Source organism: Xanthomonas sp. WHRI 10207 (assembly GCF_040202975.1).
Lineage (GTDB): Bacteria > Pseudomonadota > Gammaproteobacteria > Xanthomonadales > Xanthomonadaceae > Xanthomonas.
In genome coordinates, this window is sequence record NZ_JBEGDX010000001.1 from 1218457 (window position 1) to 1236186 (window position 17730).

Genomic DNA, 17730 nt, shown 5'->3' on the forward strand with positions numbered 1-17730 from the left:
CGTTCCCTAGTGCTGCGACAGCGTTGTGTTATATTATAACAATTACGGATCTTCGCGCGCTTCCTGCCTCTCGTGTCTTACCCCCTATCTCTGTCTAAATGCTGTTCGATCGTGCGTCACCCTCCACGGATTCCCCTGTCCGGGCGAGCTGATGGCTCGGGCAGGCGCGGGTGCCAACGATGAACCGGCGACATCTGTTGCAAGGCGCGAGCGCTGCGTTGCTGCTGTCGCCCGTTGCCGGCTATACGCAAGGTCTTCCTTCCCTGCTTGAGTGCAGCGTGCAGCAGCAAGGCGATGTACTGCGTCTTCGGCTGGCCTTGAGTGGACAGGCTGGTTATCGCAGTTTCGGCTTGTCGGGTCCTGAGCGTTTGGTGATCGATTTATCCGGTGTGTCGGCACAATCGCCCCACATCGTGCCGCCAGCTGACGATGTTGCGGTCACACGCATCCGCAGCGGGCCACACGCCGATGGGATGCGTGTGGTGCTCGATCTGGCCCAGCCGGTCGCAGTCACTAAGCACTGGGACGGCAATGTTTTGTTACTGGACCTGGTTGCCGCATCCAGCGCGGTGCCGCTGCCGACAGTCGTTGCTGCAGACGCGCCGGTCATCGCGATGCGCTCGCGCCTGCATCCGTACGTGATCGCCATCGACGCCGGCCATGGCGGCAAGGATCCCGGTGCGGTTAGTGCCGATGCGCGTTATGAGAAGTATGTCGCCATGGCGGTGGCTGGGCGTCTGCATCAGCGGCTCGTTGCCGACACGCGCTATCGACCGACCATGATCCGTAGCGACGACCGTTTCGTACCGTTGCACGAACGGGTGTTGATCGCCCATCGCCACAACGCCGATCTGTTCGTGTCCATCCATGCCGACGCCGCGCCCAACACGCAGGCCAGCGGCGCGTCGGTGTTTGCCTTGTCCGAAAATGGTGCAAGCTCGGCGTTGGCGCGTTGGATTGCCGACAGCGAGAACGCCGCAGACGACATGGGCGACAACGCACGCCGGCTACGCGTGCCGAGCAATCCGGTGCTGTCGCAGGTACTCGCCGATCTGTCGCTGAGCGGAACCATCGCCAGCAGCGTTGCGTTCGGTAACTTGATGCTGGGCCGCCTGCAGCACGTGAGCCGGCTGCATCAGCCTCAGGTGGGGCAGGCCGGTTTTGCGGTGCTGAAGTCGCCTGACATTCCCTCGCTGCTGGTGGAAACCGGCTTCATGAGCAACCGCGACGATTGCTATCGCTTATGCGGCGATGCGCATCAGGACGAGCTCGCGCAGACCCTGCATGCGGGCATCGACGACTACTTCCAGGCATTTCCTGGCCGCGCCTGATACGCGGCTGTCATCTTCATCATCAACGAGTTCCCGATGTCCGCCACGCTTCCCGATGTTGCCGTTACCGAACCGCCCGCGTTGAGCGCACCGCTGCGCTGGGTGGGCATGCACGATATTGCCATCCCCGTACGCCTGGATGAGGCCGAGCCCAGCGGTACCGTCTCGGCTCGCGCCAGCGTGCAGGTCGATCTGCCGCGCCCCGAGATCAAGGGCATCCATATGTCGCGGCTGTACCGCCTCTTGGACCGATATCTGGAGCAGCCGGTCTCGCCAGCGATGTTGTCGCAGTTGCTGCAGGCCTTGATCGACAGCCATGCCGACTGCGGCAGCCGGGCGGCGCGGGTGACGCTGTCGTTCGAGGTGATGCTGCGCACGCCGGCTTTGCTCAGCGAAGGCCTGGCCGGTTGGCGCGCATACCCCGTGCGCATCGATGCGCAGTGCAGGGCAGGGCGCAGCCAGGTCCAGCTGCAGATCGACGTGCTGTATGCCTCGACCTGCCCGTGTTCGGCGGCATTGTCGCGGCAGTTGTTGAGCGAGGCATTTGTGCAGCAGCACGCCGGTCGCGCTTCGGTGCCGTTGGACGACATTGCGCAGTGGCTGCAGGTGCACGGTTCGTACGCCACACCGCACAGTCAGCGCAGCCTGGCACGGGTGCGCGTGGATCTGTTGGCCTGCCTGCAGCGGCTGGATATCCGTGCATTGATCGGCGTCTGCGAACAGGCATTGGCGACGCCGGTGCAGGCGGCGGTGCGGCGGATCGACGAGCAGGCATTCGCACGTTTGAACGGCGCCAACCTGATGTACGTGGAAGATGCCGCGCGGCGTTTGCGCATGGCGTTGGCCGAGCGCTACACGTCCTTCGACGTGGCAGTGCGCCACCTGGAAAGTTTGCATGCCCATGACGCCGTTGCCGAAACCGGCAGCGATGAAGATCGCACACCCCCGTTTGCCAGTTGAGGAGAGGCCATGCACTGCAAATATCCAAGGCGTGTCGCGCGGATGGCGCGCAAGTACGGCATATCGGCTATCGCGATGGGGCAGGGGCGATACAACATACGCTGCGCGCCAGGGATCGATCTGTCTGTGCTGCTGGCACTCATCGTGTTGCTGTGATCGACAAGGCTGCGGATCACGCCGCGCACGCGGGGCAGTGCAGCAGATCGCTCGGCGGGGTGCGATCTCGATTGCTTCCAGGTCGGCCAATGGTGTGGCGCTCAACCGGACTCGGCCAAATGACTCGATTGGCCTAAGAGTGCTGGACGGGGACTGCCGAACGTCACGGCCTGTGCGGTCTCGCTGCCCGCCGCTGCAGCGGCACTGCCCATTAAAACTACCTGCGCCACAATGCAAAAACCCCGCAATGCGGGGCTTTGGCGTGGTCTGCAGCAGGACGAACGTGGTGCTCCCTAGGGGACTCGAACCCCTGTTTTAGCCTTGAGAGGGCCACGTCCTAACCATTAGACGAAGGGAGCGTTTTTGTCGCGTCTTGTGCAGCGCGCTAGTATAGTGAGGTAATAGCCGTTGGGCAATCCTGCAACACAAGACGGAAGCGCCATCATCGAACCCTCAGTTACATCCCCGTTCACGCTGCGCGTCATCCCACGCGATCAGCACACCATTTCGCGTAAGGACATCAGCCCCAACGCGCTGCGCGTGCTGTATCGCCTGCGCGAGTCCGGCTTTGGTGCCTATCTGGTCGGCGGCGCAGTCCGCGACCTGCTGGTCGGTGGCCACCCCAAGGATTTCGACGTTGCGACCAGCGCCACGCCGGAAGAAGTCAAGGCGCTGTTCCGCAATTGCCGGTTGATCGGCCGTCGCTTTCGTCTGGCGCACGTGGTGTTCGGCCGCGAGATCATCGAAGTGGCCACGTTCCGCGCCAACATCGACGATGGCAGCGGCGACCGCGAGCTGGATAACGGCCGCCTGGTGCGCGACAACGTCTACGGCAGCATCGAAGACGACGCGATCCGTCGCGACTTCACCTGCAACGCCTTGTACTACGCGATCGAAGATTTTTCGGTGCGCGATTACTGCGGCGGCTTCGAAGACGTGCAGGCACGCCTGATGAAGTTGATCGGCGACCCGGAGCTGCGTTACCAGGAAGATCCGGTGCGTATGCTGCGTGCAGTGCGCCTGGCGGCCAAGTTGAACTTCGAGATCGAAGCCGGCAGCGCCGAACCGATCCCGCGCCTGGCCGGGCTGTTGTCCGAAGCTGCGCCGGCACGCCTGTTCGAAGAAATTCTCAAGCTGTTCCTGTCCGGGCACGGCGTGGCCAGTTTCGAAGGCCTGGAGCGTTACGGCCTGCTCGGCGCGTTGTTCCCCGAGAGTGCGGCGGCGCTCAAATCCAACCGTAGCGGCGCGTTGCGCGCGATGGTGCTGGAAGGTTTGCGCAATACCGATGCGCGCGTGGCCAACGACGAGCCGGTGTCGCCGGCCTTCCTGTTCGCGTTGCTGCTGTGGCCGGCGTTCTGCCGCACCTTGATGGGGCTGCAGGCGCAGGGCGTGCAGCCGGAAGATGCGCAGCGGCGCGCCGCCGACCGGGTCACCTTGCACCAGCTTGAGCGGGTGGCGTTGCCGCGCCGTTTCTCGCTGCCGATGCAGGAAATCTGGCTGCTGCAGACGCGCTTCTCGTCGCGTCAACGCAAGCGCGTGTTCCGTACCTTGTCGCATCCGCGCTTCCGCGCGGCGTTCGATTTTCTGGTGTTGCGTCAGTTCGCGTCGGCCGATCATGCGGCCGATGTGGAGTTCTGGCGCGAGGCGCAAAAGTCGTCCGGCCAGGAGCTGGTCGATGCGATCGAATCGGCGCAGGCCGATCACGACGGCGACGAGGGTGCACCGCGCAAACGTCGCCGTCGTCGTCGTCGCACCGGCGCGTCGGCAGGCGAGTAAGGCATGCATGTCGCCTTTGTCGGCCTGGGTGCCAACCTGGGCCCGGCCGAGGCCAGCGTGCGCGAGGCCATCGCTGCGCTTGGCGCGCTGCCGCAGTCCGCGCTGATTGCGGCTTCGCGCCTGTACCGCACGCCGGCCTGGGGCCGCGAGGACCAGCCCGACTTCATCAATGCCGTGGCGCAGCTGCGCACCGAGCTGGCGCCGCTGCCGCTGCTGGAGGGCTTGCTGGGCATTGAGCAGTCGTTCGGCCGCGAGCGCCGCGCCGGCGAGCGCTGGGGTCCGCGCACGCTGGATCTGGACCTGCTGCTCTACGCCGATCAAGTGATCGATCTGCCGCAGCTGCAGGTGCCGCACCCGCATCTGCACGCGCGCGGCTTCGCGCTGCTGCCGTTGTCCGAGCTGGCGCCGGAGGCGATCATTCCAGGCCATGGAACAGTGCGGCACGCATTGCAGGCCATCGATGTCTGCGGGCTGGAGCCGATTGGGTAGATAATGGCCGGCTTATCACCCCACGTAATGACTTCATGAGCAGCCACGCCGACAGCAAGCCCTGGACCGTGCCCGCCCTGGCCGAGGCCAAGCGGGCGGGTCGAAAACTGGTGATGTTGACCGCCTACGACGCCGGGTTTGCGCGCAGCTTCGACGCCAATGGCGTGGACCTGATCCTGGTCGGCGACTCGCTCGGCATGGTGGTGCAGGGGCACGATTCCACCTTGCCGGTGACCACCGCCGATATGGTCTACCACACCGCCGCGGTCGCGCGCGTGCTGGAGCGGGCCTTGCTGGTGGCCGATCTGTCGTTCCAGGCCGATGCCACGCCCGAGCGTGCGCTCGATGCCGCCACCCAACTGCTGCAAGCCGGTGCGGAGATGGTCAAGATCGAAGGCGCCGGGCACAAGCTCGACGTCATCCGTTACCTGGTGGAGCGCGAGATTCCGGTGTGTTCGCACCTGGGGCTCACCCCGCAATCGGTGCTGCGGTTTGGCGGCTACAAGGTGCAGGGCCGCGGCGAAGCCGGCGAGCAATTGCGCCGCGATGCGCAGGCGGTGGTCGACGCAGGAGCCAGCCTGGTGGTGCTGGAATGCGTGCCCACGCCGATCGCCGCGCAGATCAGCGCCGACCTCAGCGTGCCCACCATCGGCATCGGTGCCGGCCCGGGCTGCGATGGCCAGGTGCTGGTGATGCACGACATGCTGGGCCTGGACAGCGGCCATCGCCGGCCGAAGTTCGTCAAGGATTTCCTGGCCGAAGGCGGCTCGGTGGCCGGCGCGGTGCGTGCCTATGCGCAGGCCGTGCGCGATGGCAGCTTCCCCGATTCAGAGCACGCGTACGCCGCATGATCCAGACCATTACCGATCTTTCCACCTTGCGCGCTCTGGTCACCGGCTGGAAGCGCGAGGGCCTGCGCGTGGCGCTGGTGCCGACCATGGGCAACCTGCACGCCGGGCATTATTCGCTGGTGATGCTGGCGCGCCAGTATGCCGACCGCGTGGTGTCGAGCGTGTTCGTCAACCCGACCCAGTTCGGGCCCAATGAAGACTTCGCCCGCTACCCGCGCACGCCCGAAGCCGACCTGCGTGGGTTGGAAGACGCCGGTTGCGATGCGCTGTGGCTGCCGGACGTGGACACCATGTATCCGCTCGGCACCGCGTTGGCCACACCGGTCCACGCACCGGGCGTCAGCGATGTGCTGGAAGGCGTGTGCCGGCCGGGGCATTTCGATGGCGTCTGCACGGTGGTGGCGCGTCTGTTCAACCAGGTGCAGCCGGATGTAGCCGCATTCGGCAAGAAGGACTACCAACAGCTGGCGGTGATCCGGCAGATGGCGGCCGACCTGGCATTTCCGATCGAGATCCTGGGCGGCAGCATCGTGCGTGAAGCCGACGGCCTGGCGATGAGTTCGCGTAACCAGTATCTGTCGGCCGAGGATCGGCCCGTGTCGGCACAGATCCGCAAGGTGCTGCTGCAGATGCGCGACAGGTACACCGCCGGCACGCCACGCGCGCAGGTTGAAGAAAGCGCCGTGCAGGCGCTGGAACAGGCCGGTTTCCGGGTCGATTACGCGGTGGTGCGCCTGCCCGATCTGAACGAGCCGGACGACAGCAATGCCGGTGCGCGTGTGGCCTTGGTCGCCGCGCGTCTGGGCGCGACGCGGCTGATCGACAACCTGGAATTCTGAGACTGCCCGGATCGCCGTGTGCTGCCGCGCTGAGCGGTGGCGGCACGCGCGCGATCCAGGGCCAAAGGTCAGGGCCAAAGACCTTGCCTCACCGCCGCCTGAAGCCCTCACCAGCGGCCGCGCGGCACCCGGGTGAGCGCGGGCGCTTTCCGCTAAAATGCCATCTTTCCTTTCGTTGTTGCCTGCGTCCATGCACCTGTCCCTGCTCAAAGCCAAGATCCACCGCGCCACCGTCACTCACTCCGAGCTCAATTACGAAGGCTCGATCGCCATCGACGGCCTGCTGCTGGAAGCGACCGGCATCCGCGAATTCGAACAGGTCCACATCTGGGACGTCACCAACGGTGCGCGCTTCAGCACCTACGCCATCCGTGCCGAAGAGGGTAGCGGCATCCTGTCGCTCAACGGCGGTGCTGCGCGTCACGTGCAAGTGGGCGATCTGATCATCGTGGCTGCGTTCGCCAGCATGAGCGAAGACGAAGCCAAGACCTTCAAGCCCAATCTGGTATATGTGGACGCGCACAACGCAATCTCCCACACCAACCACAGCATCCCCACGCAGGCCGCATGACACAGACCAACGGATTCGACGCGCTTCACGCCCACGCCCAGCGCCTGCGCGGCGCTGCCATCCCCGCATTGCTTGCCGCCGAGCCGGAACGGCCGACGCAGTACGCCAGGCAAGTCGGTCCGTTGTACTTCAATTTCGCGCGCCAGAAGTACGACCGCGCAGCGCTCGACGCACTGTTCGCCATCGCGCGCGAGCGCGATCTGGCCGGTGCATTCCAGCGCCTGTTCCGTGGCGAGCAGGTCAATGTCACCGAACAGCGCGCTGCATTGCACACCGCGTTGCGTGGCGATCTGACCGACGCGCCGGTGGCCTCTGAGGCTTATGCCACCGCTGCAGAAGTGCGCCAGCGCATGGGTGCGTTGATCGAGCAACTCGAAGCCACCGACGTCACCGATATCGTCAGTGTCGGCATCGGTGGGTCGGACTTGGGCCCGCGTCTGGTGGCCGATGCATTGCGTCCGGTGACCGGTGCACGCTTCCGCGTGCATTTCGTGTCCAACGTCGATGGCGCCGCCATGCAGCGCACGCTGGCCACGCTGGACCCGGCACGCACCGCCGGCATCCTGATTTCCAAGACCTTCGGCACCCAGGAAACCCTGCTCAACGGCGGCATCCTGCATGCCTGGTTGGGCGGCAGTGAGCGCCTGTTTGCAGTGAGCGCCAACCCCGAGCGTGCGGCCAAGGCATTCGACATCGCACCGAGCCGCGTGCTGCCGATGTGGGATTGGGTTGGCGGGCGCTATTCGTTGTGGTCGGCGGTCGGTTTCCCGATTGCGCTGGCGATTGGCTTCGAACGTTTCGAACAGCTGCTCGAAGGCGCCGCGCAGTTCGATGCGCATGCGCTCAACACGCCGCTGGAAGAAAACGTCGCGGTGCTGCACGGCCTGACTGCAGTGTGGAACCGCAATCTGCTCGGCACCGCCACGCATGCGGTGATGACCTACGACCAGCGCCTGGCCCTGCTGCCGGCGTATCTGCAACAGCTGGTGATGGAGAGCCTGGGCAAGCGCGTCAAGCTCGATGGCTCGGCGGTAGACAGCGACACCGTGGCGGTGTGGTGGGGCGGCGCGGGCACCGATGTGCAGCACAGCTTTTTCCAGGCGCTGCATCAGGGCACCAGCGTGGTGCCGGCCGATTTCATCGGCACCGTGCACAACGACGACCCGTATGCCGAGAACCACGTGGCCCTGATGGCCAATGTGTTGGCGCAGACCGAGGCGTTGGCCAATGGTCAGGACAGCAGCGACCCGCACCGTAGCTATCCGGGAGGCCGTCCGAGCACGGTGATCCTGCTCGATGCGCTCACTCCGCAGGCGCTGGGCGCATTGATCTCGATGTACGAGCACAGCGTCTACGTGCAATCGGTGATGTGGGGCATCAACGCGTTCGACCAGTTCGGTGTGGAGCTGGGCAAGCAGCTGGCTAGCCAGTTGCTGCCGGCACTGAAGGGCGAGTCGGCCGACGTCGCCGACCCGGTGACGCGCGAGCTGCTGAGCAAGTTGCGCGGCTGAGCGACTGCGCAGCTGTAGCGTCAAACGACGGGGCCTACGGGCCCCGTTTCAGTTTGGGCGGCTAACAAGACGACGGCGCTCGCCGCCAGGTGGGCGCGGCCGCTGCTGGGTGCAGCGTATTTACTCGTATGTCTTAGTGCTGAGTGCGCCGTTTGTACCCACCTGATGACTGTCCACTACGGTTTTTAGCCGCTCTCGTGTAGGGTTTGGCATGGAATAGTCCAAAATGGACAAATTTCCCAAAATGGGTATTTTGGCGTAGCTTGGGGTCACTCATATCGCAGGACTGCCCCATGTCCCGTCATCAGGACTTGCCCGAGCTCGAAAAAGCGCCAGCGGCCGACATCAAGATCAAGGGCTGGCCCAGCCTGATGCGCAAGGTGCGCACCCACGGCGCGGTGGTCATCACCAATCACAATCACCCCGAAGCGGTGGTGGTGGATGCGGAGGAATACCGGCATCTGGTGCGGCAGGCCAGCGCGCTTGCCGATGCGGCCACGCGCGCGCAGTCGCTGCAGGCCTTGCAGGCCAGATTCGACGCGCATCTTGCCGCGGTCACCGATGGCGCGGTGCTGGGACAGGTGATCGCCAAGCCCGCACGCCGTGGCCGCAAGATTCCCTTGGGTCCGTCGCTCTGATCGATGGGACATATTCTGGTACTGGCCGGCGTCAACGGCGCCGGCAAGAGTTCGCTGCTGGGCACCTTGCTGCAGGAAGACGGCGCCACCTGGTTCAACCCGGATGCCTTCACCCGGCAACTGGTGGAGCAGGGCTGGACGCTGGAAGAGGCCAATGCCCAGGCTTGGCAGGAAGGTGTGCGACGGCTGCGCCAGGCAATGGCCGACGGCAGCGATTACGCCTTCGAAACAACATTGGGCGCAACCACCATCCCGCGCTTGCTGCGCGAGGCCTGCGAACGGCACACAGTGGCAGTCTGGTTCTGTGGCTTGTCGACGGTGGAGTTGCATATCGAACGCGTTGCAGCACGGGTTGCCGGCGGCGGCCATGCGATCGCCGAGCACAAGATCCGCGAGCGCTTCGATGCCTCACGCGCCAATCTGATCGCCTTGCTGCCGCATCTGTCGGTGCTGCACGTCTACGACAACAGCGCCGCTGCCGATGCATCGGGGCAGGCCGAGCCGCTGCTGGTACTGGAACTGGATCGGGGCGGTCTGCATTACCCGCAGACGCCTGCAGAGCTGGCACAGGTACCGGAATGGGCCAAGCCCATCGTGATGGCAGCACTGGAAACGCGCCACGTGTCTTGAAGCGTGCATCCGGTCCTGCGAGTAGTTCTTGAAGCGTGCACTCGGTCCAGCGAGCGGTTATGGCGCCGCGCGCCCGACTCACTCAGCTTCTGACTGTATCCAAACGCCTTTACGACTCAAATCCTTTGCTGCTTTTGCATCTTGTGTCTGGATGGAATTAGATATTTCGGATAGATCAGATGCAGAGCGAATGATTTACAGCCTGGCTGCAGGGCCCTTGCCCGCCCACCATCGCGGGACACGCCGTGAATCCGTCCCTGGAGGCTCTTACGCGGCATCCATGCCGCGTAAGGTCCCGCGACGGTGGGCGGGCAAGGACCAGTCGGGAATGTCGGTCCGCATGGTGCAAGCAATGCGCGATGTATGTTGTTTGGATCACCGTGGTTTCGGTTAGCTTTCCAACGCAAGCCGAGCCACCAATAAGCTTTTAAAGAAGCAACCGACTAATTTTCTGGTGCGGTGTCCTCACCGCTTGCGGGACCGTGTGGCGGCATGGATGCCGCCACCGAGCCTCCACGGACGGATTCACGGCGTGTCTCGCGAGCGGTGAGGGCACCGTGCCCTCGACTCACTCAGCTTTTGACTGTATCTAGACGCCTCTACCACTTAGATCCGTGGCTGCTTTTTCATCTTGTGTCTGGATGGAATGAGACAGTCGGATGGATCAAAAAACAGAGCGAATGATCTGCAGCGTGCAACACCACTGCATTCATTACTAGGCGAGTGCTCGCTACGTTGTGTCAGTCGCTCAACATCTGTGCCGCAGGCAGGCCGCGATTGCACAGGCGGGCGCCGATCTCCGAGCCTCGGCAGGCATCGGTGTTGCAGAACAAACGCGTTGCCGAATTGCAGAAATGCAGGTTGCCGAATTACAAAAATGCAGATGGATCGGATTCAACGCACTGAGTTGTCCGCATGAGATAGCCGTACACCAGCGATAGCCGTACACCAGCGCGCCCTCGCGCAAGCGTCCGTCGTCCATCGCCCAGTTGAAACGACAGAAAGACGGTGCCGCTCGCAGCGCTTTGCCAGCACTGCGAGCGACGACAACCTGCGCTTACGCCTTGCTCAATTGCACTGCCACCGGGTCGCCGGTGAGATACCCCACTGCAGCGCCAAAGCGGTTCTTGTAATTGGCGCGCACCAGCGGGTCCAGGGTGGCCTTGACGGTGTCGTGCAGCGGGGTTTCCCAATCGCCGGGGTGCTGGAAGTTGCTCATCACGTAGGTCCAGCCGTGGATCTGGTCGACCGCATGCAGGCCGGTGGATTCGGCGCCTGCCGGCACCGACAGCACGCGTGTCAGTGCGCCGCTGTCCACGTTGTAGGCCCACAGGAAGTTATTGACGTGCAGGCTGCTGTCTTCGCCGATGAACAAGGTGCGCAGCGCTTCGGAAAACTTGAGATTGTCCGGGTTGGCCAGGCGTTCCGGGTCGGCGAGATTGCCCAGTGCATCGGCGCTGGCCAGGTCATGGCCGGTGAGCGCGGCCGGGGCGGCCATATCGATTGGCACCCAGTCGCTGTGGATCGTCGCACCGTGGCTGTCGCGCTGCCCGCCGCGTAGATTCAATGCGTACACCGCGCCGGATTCCGGGCCTTGCACTTTCACGTCGCCCGAGCCGTTGAGCATGCTGGTGACGATGTAGGACATCGCCATGTAGGCGACCTTGTCCTTTGCATTGACGGTGGTGCCTTCGAGCTTGGTAAAGCCCAGGCTGCCGCCGGCCAATGCCGCGTAGCGGTGGGTTTCCAGATACGTGGCGGCCTTTTCCATGCCGGGCTTGATGCGGATCCAGTTGAAGGTGCCGTTGAACGGGATCTTGGTGAAGCTGGCATCGCCTGGGTCGCTCAGATGCACGTCGAGAATGTCGTCGGCGGTGAGGCGGTCGGCCATCGCCTGGATCTCGGCACTGGTAGCGTGACCCAACTTGATCCAGCTCAGTGTGGCCGCACCCGGGCCGATGCCCGAGGTCTGGTGCCACTTGCCGACATACAAGGTGCCAGCCGACAGGTCGGCCTTGCGGTCGGCGATGAACATGAAAAGCCCGCCGTTGGTGGCGTCGTCGCCCATCAGCACGGTGCGTTGGTCTGGCATCACCTGTACCAGTTCGTGCGAGATGCGGCCCAGGCAGTAGTGCTTGCGCACGCTCCCGGTGCCATCCGGGTGCACGGTGATCTCCGGCAGGTGGCCGTAGTGATACGGGTTGGCCTTGGTCGGGTCGCCGTAGAGATGCGTGCTGTAGCTGCGGAACTGGGTATTGCCGGCCAGCGCGGTGGCGTCGGGTTCGTACTCTTCGCTGGACAGGTGGGTATTCCACGGCGACAGGCTGGCGCCGCAGGTAGTCCATAGCCCGTGCACCGGCGCAGTGTCGACGTTGTGGTACTTCACCAGCGACAGCTTGCCGGTGGCTGGGTCCTGGTCCAGCGTCAGCACCGCGATCGGCGCAGGCAGATGGCGATTGGTGTCGTTGCCGGCCTGGTCGCGGGTGGTGTATTCGAACTGCACCACCGCAAACACGTGATTGCCCTTGACTCCGGTCACCTTGGCATTGGGCAGGGTCAGCAGCGACGAGCCGTCCGGGCAGTCGGAAAAAAACGGGCGCTCGGCGCCGGGCTTGGAGCGGTCGATGATGGGGCGATGCTGGATGTCGTAATAGCCGCCGGCCAGCACGGTGCCGCCCTTGCCGTCGGGCACTTGATCGCCGGTGATGAAGAACGGGTGGTAGGCCAATGCATAGCGCTGGGTGCTGCCGTCGCTGCGGGCCACGGTCAGTGCCGAGCCCACCGTGGTGGTGGCCATCGCGGCCGGGTTGGCCAGGCTGGGCGCAGGCATGCCATCGAAGGTGGCCGAGACCAGACGGGTGGGGTTTTCCGATGGCCGCAAACCACGCGCGGCCATGGCGGCTCCGCCAAGTTGCTGGAGCGCGGCGGCGCTGGCGCTGCCGAGCGGCAACAGGGGAACGGCCGCCAGCAGTTGCATGAGGCGGCGACGGGAGGGGTCGGGGGAGGCAGACATCGGAACTCCAGGCAAAGACAACGATCAACGATGGCCGGTGGCGCATCGGCAAGCGGGTCACGCTAGGCCCGGGATATGACAGTTGTTTGACGGCGAGCTCACCCGTTGGCGTCGGTTCGGATGCCGCGCGCAAAGCGGGCGCGACCATTCCGCTGAGAGGCGTGGCGCCTGCGCAGTGCGGGCTGAGTCTGGTGGTGCGATGCAGCAAAGTGCGAGATGGGCCAAGGCCAAGCGGCGCGCCGGATTTGGCGATTTTCCGTGGTTTGACAGGTGCTGTCGGTATTCCAAGGCTATAGCCCCGGCCAATAAGTTGGCCGTCATTCGGCATACGGGAGAGCGTTGTTGACAGGGTAGGGGAATCACGCAAGCGTACGCCGCCTAATGGCCTGCGGCGTAACGCATCGCCGTGGGAGAACCACCCTGGAGACCCGGATCTTGGACATGCTGCTTCGCCGTACCGCCGCGCCCGTCGCGCGCCGCGCCCTCTCTCTGGCTACCGCTGCGGCGGTGCTGATGCTGGCCGCCTGCCAAGGCAAGGATTCCACCGCCGAGGCCAGCAAGACCGCGCCGGCCGCAGCGCCTGCCGAAGCGTCTACCACCATCCATCCGGACCAGTGGCCGTCGCCGAAGTGGCCGTTCGCGCAGGATGCGGCGCTGGAGCAGCGCGTCACCGACGTGATGGCCAAGATGAGCGTGGAAGAGAAGGTCGCCCAGACCATTCAGGGCGACATCGCCAGCCTGACCCCGGACGATGTGCGCAAGTACCGCCTCGGCTCGGTGCTGGCCGGCGGCAACTCCGATCCCGGCGGCAAGTACAACGCCAGCCCGGCCGAGTGGCTAAAGCTGGCCGACGCCTTTTATGAGGCGTCGATGGACACCTCCAAGGGCGGCAACGCGATTCCGATCATCTTCGGGATCGATGCGGTGCACGGCCAGAGCAACATCGTCGGCGCCACGCTGTTCCCGCACAACATCGGCTTAGGGGCCACGCGCAACCCGGAGCTGATCAAGAAGATTGGCGAAGTCACCGCTGCCGAAACCCGCGTCACCGGCATGGAGTGGACCTTCGCGCCCACCGTCGCAGTACCGCAGGACGACCGCTGGGGCCGCAGTTACGAAGGCTATTCCGAGTCGCCGGATGTGGTGGCCAGCTTCGCCGGCAAGATGGCCGAAGGCGTGCAGGGCATTCCGGGCACTCCGCAGTTTCTGGACGGCAGCCACGTGATTTCGTCGGTGAAGCACTTCGTCGGCGACGGCGGCACCACCGATGGCAAGGATCAGGGCGACACCAAGGTGTCCGAAGCCACCATGCGCGACATCCACGCCGCCGGTTACCCGCCGGCGATTGCGGCCGGCGCGCAGACGGTGATGGCCTCGTTCAACAGCTTCAACGGCGAAAAGATGCACGGCAACAAGGTCATGCTGACCGACGTGCTGAAGGGCCGCATGAACTTCGGTGGCTTCGTGGTTGGCGACTGGAACGGCCAGGGCCAGGTCAAGGGCTGCACCAACGACAACTGCCCGGCCTCGTTCATTGCCGGTGTCGACATGGCGATGGCTGCCGACAGCTGGAAGGGCATCTACGAAACCGAACTGGCGGCAGTGAAGTCCGGCCAGATTTCGGCCGAGCGCCTGGACGATGCGGTGCGCCGCATCCTGCGCGTCAAGCTGCGCCTGGGCCTGTTCGAAGCCGGCAAGCCGTCCAAGCGCCCGCTCGGCGGCAAGTACGAATTGCTGGGCGCGCCGGAACATCGCGCCATCGCCCGTCAGGCGGTGCGCGAGTCGCTGGTGCTGCTGAAGAACCAGGCCGGCATCCTGCCGCTGGATCCGAAAAAGCGTGTGCTGGTGGTCGGCGATGGCGCCAACGACATGGGCAAGCAGTCCGGTGGTTGGACGCTGAACTGGCAGGGCACCGGCACCAAGCGCAGCGACTACCCCAACGGCAACACCATCTGGGAAGGTCTGGACAAGCAGATCAAGGCCGCCGGCGGCACCGCCGAGCTGGCCGTGGATGGCGCCTACAAGACCAAGCCGGATGTGGCGGTGGTGGTGTTCGGCGAGAATCCGTACGCCGAATTCCAGGGCGACATCGCCACGTTGCTGTACAAGCCGGGCGACGACAGCGAGCTGGCCTTGCTGAAGAAGTTCAAGGCCGACGGCATTCCGGTGGTGGCGGTGTTCCTGAGCGGCCGTCCGCTGTGGATGAACCAGTACATCAACGTGGCCGATGCGTTCGTCGCTGCGTGGCTACCGGGTTCGGAAGGCGAAGGCCTGGCTGACGTGGTGCTGCGCAAGGCCGATGGCAGCGTGCAGAACGACTTCAAGGGCAAGCTGAGCTTCTCCTGGCCCAAGACCGCAGTGCAGTTCGCCAACAACGTGGGCCAGAAGGATTACGACCCGCAGTTCAAGTTCGGTTTCGGCCTGACCTATGCCGACAAGGGCGACCTGGCCGCACTGCCGGAAGACTCCGGCGTGTCCGGCGAGCAGTCGGTGGGCGGGGTGTACTTCGTGCGCGGCAAGCCGGCGCTCGGCATTGCGATGCAGCTGTCCAACGCGGGCCAGGCCAACATGCCGGCGACCACGCTGCCGGTGGGCCTGTCCGATGGCAGCCTGAAGATGAGCGCGGTCGACCACAAGGCGCAGGAAGATGCGCGGCGTCTGGTGTGGTCCGGTGCCAAGACCGCCAGCGTGCTGCTGGTGTCCGGCAAGCCGGTGGATGTCTCGCGTGAGAGCAACGGCGATGTGCAGCTGCAGCTGACCATGCGCCGAGACAGCGCAGTGACCGCGCCGGTGTGGCTGGGCGTGGGCTGTGGCGACAAGTGCGGCGGTCGCGTCGATGCGCAGAAGACCCTGGCCGCACTGCCGCAAGGCCAGTGGAAGGTGGTCGGAATCCCGCTCAAGTGCTTTGCCAAGGCAGGTGCCGACGTCACCAAACTGACCCAGGTCGCCAGCATCGAAAGCGGTGCGGCACTGGATCTGGCGGTGTCGAAGATCGCGCTGGGCGCGCTCAACGAAGCCGACGTCGCGGTGGACTGCGCGGTCAAGTAATCCCCATGCCCGGAGGCACGCTTCCGGGCACGGTGCAGGTCAAGCGAAACAGGTGCGTCGCCGCTTCCGGCGACGTCTCAAAGCGGCCACCGATCGCGGTGGTGCCATCAGCCGCCGCGGGGGCGGTGTTGTCGATCGGCCGGGATGGCCTGCAGACGCGGTTCGCCGCGCTGCCATTGCGCACCTGGTGCGCGGCGGCGGCATTCTGCAGCCCTGCCTGATCGTCGGCGCATACCCCAGAGCCAGACAGGAGAGTGCAGTGGGTTTGGCGACGTTGGATATCGTGATTGTGCTGGTCTACCTGACCGGCATCTTCGTGCTCGCGCAGTGGGTGTCGCGCGAGAAGGCAGGCCACAGCAAGAGCGCCGAGGATTACTTCCTGGCCAGCAAGTCGTTGCCGTGGTGGGCGATCGGCGCCTCGCTGATTGCTGCGAATATTTCTGCCGAACAGATCATCGGCATGGCCGGCTCCGGCTATGCGATCGGCTTGGCGATTGCGTCCTACGAATGGATGGCGGCGTTGACGCTGCTGATCGTCGGCAAGTTCTTCCTGCCGATCTTCCTGCGCAACGGCATCTACACCATGCCGCAGTTCCTGGAGCAGCGTTACGGCAAGTGGATACGCACGCTGATGGCGGTGTTCTGGCTGCTGCTGTACGTGTTCGTCAACCTGACCTCGATCCTGTGGCTGGGCTCGATCGCCGTCAGCCAGGTCACCGGCATGGACCAGACCCTGGCGCTGACGCTGATCGGCGTGTTTGCGCTGGTCTATCAGCTGTATGGCGGGCTGAAGGCGGTTGCCCTGACCGATATCGTGCAGGTCACCCTGCTGGTGCTGGGCGGGCTGCTGGTGGCCGGGCTGACGCTGGCGCGGATCGGCGATGGCGCCGGCGTGCTGGCTGGCTTCAAGCAGTTGTGGGCCGCGCACCCCGAGCACTTCCACATGATCCTGACCAAGGACAACCCGTTCTACAAGGATCTGCCGGGCCTGAGCGTGCTGCTCGGCGGGCTGTGGGTGATGAACATCAGCTACTGGGGCTTCAACCAGTACATCATCCAGCGCGCGCTGGCCGCCAAGAACATCGGCGAAGCGCAGAAGGGCATGGTGTTTGCGGCGTTTTTGAAGCTGTTGATGCCGTTGGTGATCGTGGTGCCGGGCATTGCCGCGGTGGTGCTGGCGCCGGATCTGGCCAAGCCCGATCAGGCCTATCCGACCATGATGCAGTTGCTGCCGACCGGCATCCTGGGTCTGGTGTTTGCGGCGTTGGTTGCAGCGATCGTGGCGTCGCTGGCATCGAAGATCAATTCGGTGGCGACCATCTTCACCCTGGATTTCTACGCCAAGTTCCGCCCGCAGACCGAGCAGAAGCAGCTGGTACGCGTGGGCCGGATCGTGGCCGCAGTGTCGGTGCTGATCGGCATCCTCACCGCGCGTCCATTGCTGGGCAACTTCGATCAGGGCTTTCAGTTCATCCAGGAATTCACCGGCTTCTTTACGCCGGGCGTGGTGGTGATCTTCATGCTCGGCCTGTTCTGGAAGCGCGCCAACGAAGCCGGCGCGTTGACCGCAGCGATCGGCTCGGTGGTGCTGTCGTTCGCGCTGAAATTCGCCTGGCCGGAACTGCCGTTCATGGACCGTATTGGCGTGGTGTTCCTGGCCGCACTGGTGCTGGCGGTGGTGGTGTCGCTGATGACCGCGCCCACGCAGGCGCGCGACCTGATCCGTACCGACGATGTGGCCTACGGCACCACGCTGGGCTTCAAGATCGGCGCAGCCGGCGTGATCGCGATCCTGATCGTGCTGTACACGGTGTTCTGGTAAGTCAGAGAGTTGTATGGAGTTGCCGACGCATCGTCTGTCGGCTGCTCCAGGACTGAAAAACAACGCGGCGCGACACTTCGGTGTCGCGCCGCGTT

The 17730-nt window shown here is 64.5% G+C and carries 13 protein-coding genes and 1 tRNA gene; 12 read left to right on the forward strand and 2 right to left on the reverse strand.

What is annotated here, in order from left to right; all coding sequences use genetic code 11:
• Positions 1-179: 179 nt before the first annotated feature.
• Entirely contained in the window at positions 180-1331 is a 1152-nt protein-coding gene (locus ABQU90_RS05405; RefSeq protein ID WP_323523405.1) for an N-acetylmuramoyl-L-alanine amidase, read from the forward strand.
• A gap of 36 nt (positions 1332-1367) precedes the next feature.
• Complete coding sequence (gene folE2, locus ABQU90_RS05410) at positions 1368-2291, forward strand: GTP cyclohydrolase FolE2 (RefSeq protein WP_323523406.1); 924 nt, start codon at positions 1368-1370, stop codon at positions 2289-2291.
• Positions 2292-2731: 440 nt separating this feature from the next.
• Here folE2 and ABQU90_RS05415 read toward each other — a convergent pair.
• Positions 2732-2806 (reverse strand) — tRNA-Glu (locus ABQU90_RS05415).
• 49 nt (positions 2807-2855) lie between these two features.
• Here ABQU90_RS05415 and pcnB point away from each other — a divergent pair.
• The 8 genes from pcnB (at position 2856) to ABQU90_RS05455 (ending at position 9752) form a co-directional block, all read left to right on the forward strand.
• Positions 2856-4223: a polynucleotide adenylyltransferase PcnB gene (gene pcnB, locus ABQU90_RS05420; protein WP_115511921.1), complete on the forward strand. Its 1368-nt coding sequence runs from the start codon at positions 2856-2858 to the stop codon at positions 4221-4223.
• A gap of 3 nt (positions 4224-4226) precedes the next feature.
• Complete coding sequence (folK, locus tag ABQU90_RS05425) at positions 4227-4712, forward strand: 2-amino-4-hydroxy-6-hydroxymethyldihydropteridine diphosphokinase (RefSeq protein WP_323523407.1); 486 nt, start codon at positions 4227-4229, stop codon at positions 4710-4712.
• A gap of 35 nt (positions 4713-4747) precedes the next feature.
• The gene (gene panB, locus ABQU90_RS05430; RefSeq protein WP_323523408.1) at positions 4748-5563 is read left to right on the forward strand and encodes a 3-methyl-2-oxobutanoate hydroxymethyltransferase; all 816 of its coding nucleotides are present in this window, start codon (positions 4748-4750) and stop codon (positions 5561-5563) included.
• Positions 5560-6402 carry a pantoate--beta-alanine ligase gene (gene panC / locus ABQU90_RS05435; RefSeq protein ID WP_323519117.1) on the forward strand — a complete coding sequence of 281 codons (843 nt, stop codon included), beginning with the start codon at positions 5560-5562 and terminating at the stop codon, positions 6400-6402. The genes panB and panC overlap by 4 nt, the downstream gene beginning before the upstream one ends.
• 190 nt (positions 6403-6592) lie before the next feature.
• On the forward strand, positions 6593-6973 hold the full coding sequence (panD, locus tag ABQU90_RS05440; protein WP_055854797.1) for an aspartate 1-decarboxylase: 381 nt from the start codon (positions 6593-6595) through the stop codon (positions 6971-6973).
• Complete coding sequence (gene pgi / locus ABQU90_RS05445) at positions 6970-8484, forward strand: glucose-6-phosphate isomerase (protein ID WP_323523409.1); 1515 nt, start codon at positions 6970-6972, stop codon at positions 8482-8484. Before panD ends, pgi begins: the two co-directional genes overlap by 4 nt.
• Before the next feature lie 293 nt (positions 8485-8777).
• On the forward strand, positions 8778-9122 hold the full coding sequence (locus ABQU90_RS05450; RefSeq protein WP_323523411.1) for a type II toxin-antitoxin system prevent-host-death family antitoxin: 345 nt from the start codon (positions 8778-8780) through the stop codon (positions 9120-9122).
• 3 nt (positions 9123-9125) lie between these two features.
• Positions 9126-9752 carry an ATPase gene (locus ABQU90_RS05455; protein ID WP_323523412.1) on the forward strand — a complete coding sequence of 209 codons (627 nt, stop codon included), beginning with the start codon at positions 9126-9128 and terminating at the stop codon, positions 9750-9752.
• A gap of 1057 nt (positions 9753-10809) precedes the next feature.
• On the opposite strand, the gene ABQU90_RS05460 is transcribed toward ABQU90_RS05455, so the two are convergent.
• A complete protein-coding gene (locus ABQU90_RS05460; protein WP_323523413.1) occupies positions 10810-12765 on the reverse strand; it encodes a PhoX family protein in 1956 nt (651 codons plus the stop codon).
• 435 nt (positions 12766-13200) lie between these two features.
• Between ABQU90_RS05460 and ABQU90_RS05465 the strand changes: the two genes are divergently transcribed.
• Both ABQU90_RS05465 and ABQU90_RS05470 read left to right on the forward strand, forming a co-directional pair.
• Entirely contained in the window at positions 13201-15813 is a 2613-nt protein-coding gene (locus tag ABQU90_RS05465) for a glycoside hydrolase family 3 protein (protein ID WP_323523414.1), read from the forward strand.
• Positions 15814-16072: 259 nt separating this feature from the next.
• A complete protein-coding gene (locus ABQU90_RS05470; RefSeq protein ID WP_055854870.1) occupies positions 16073-17635 on the forward strand; it encodes a sodium/sugar symporter in 1563 nt (520 codons plus the stop codon).
• The last annotated feature ends 95 nt before the right edge of the window (positions 17636-17730 follow it).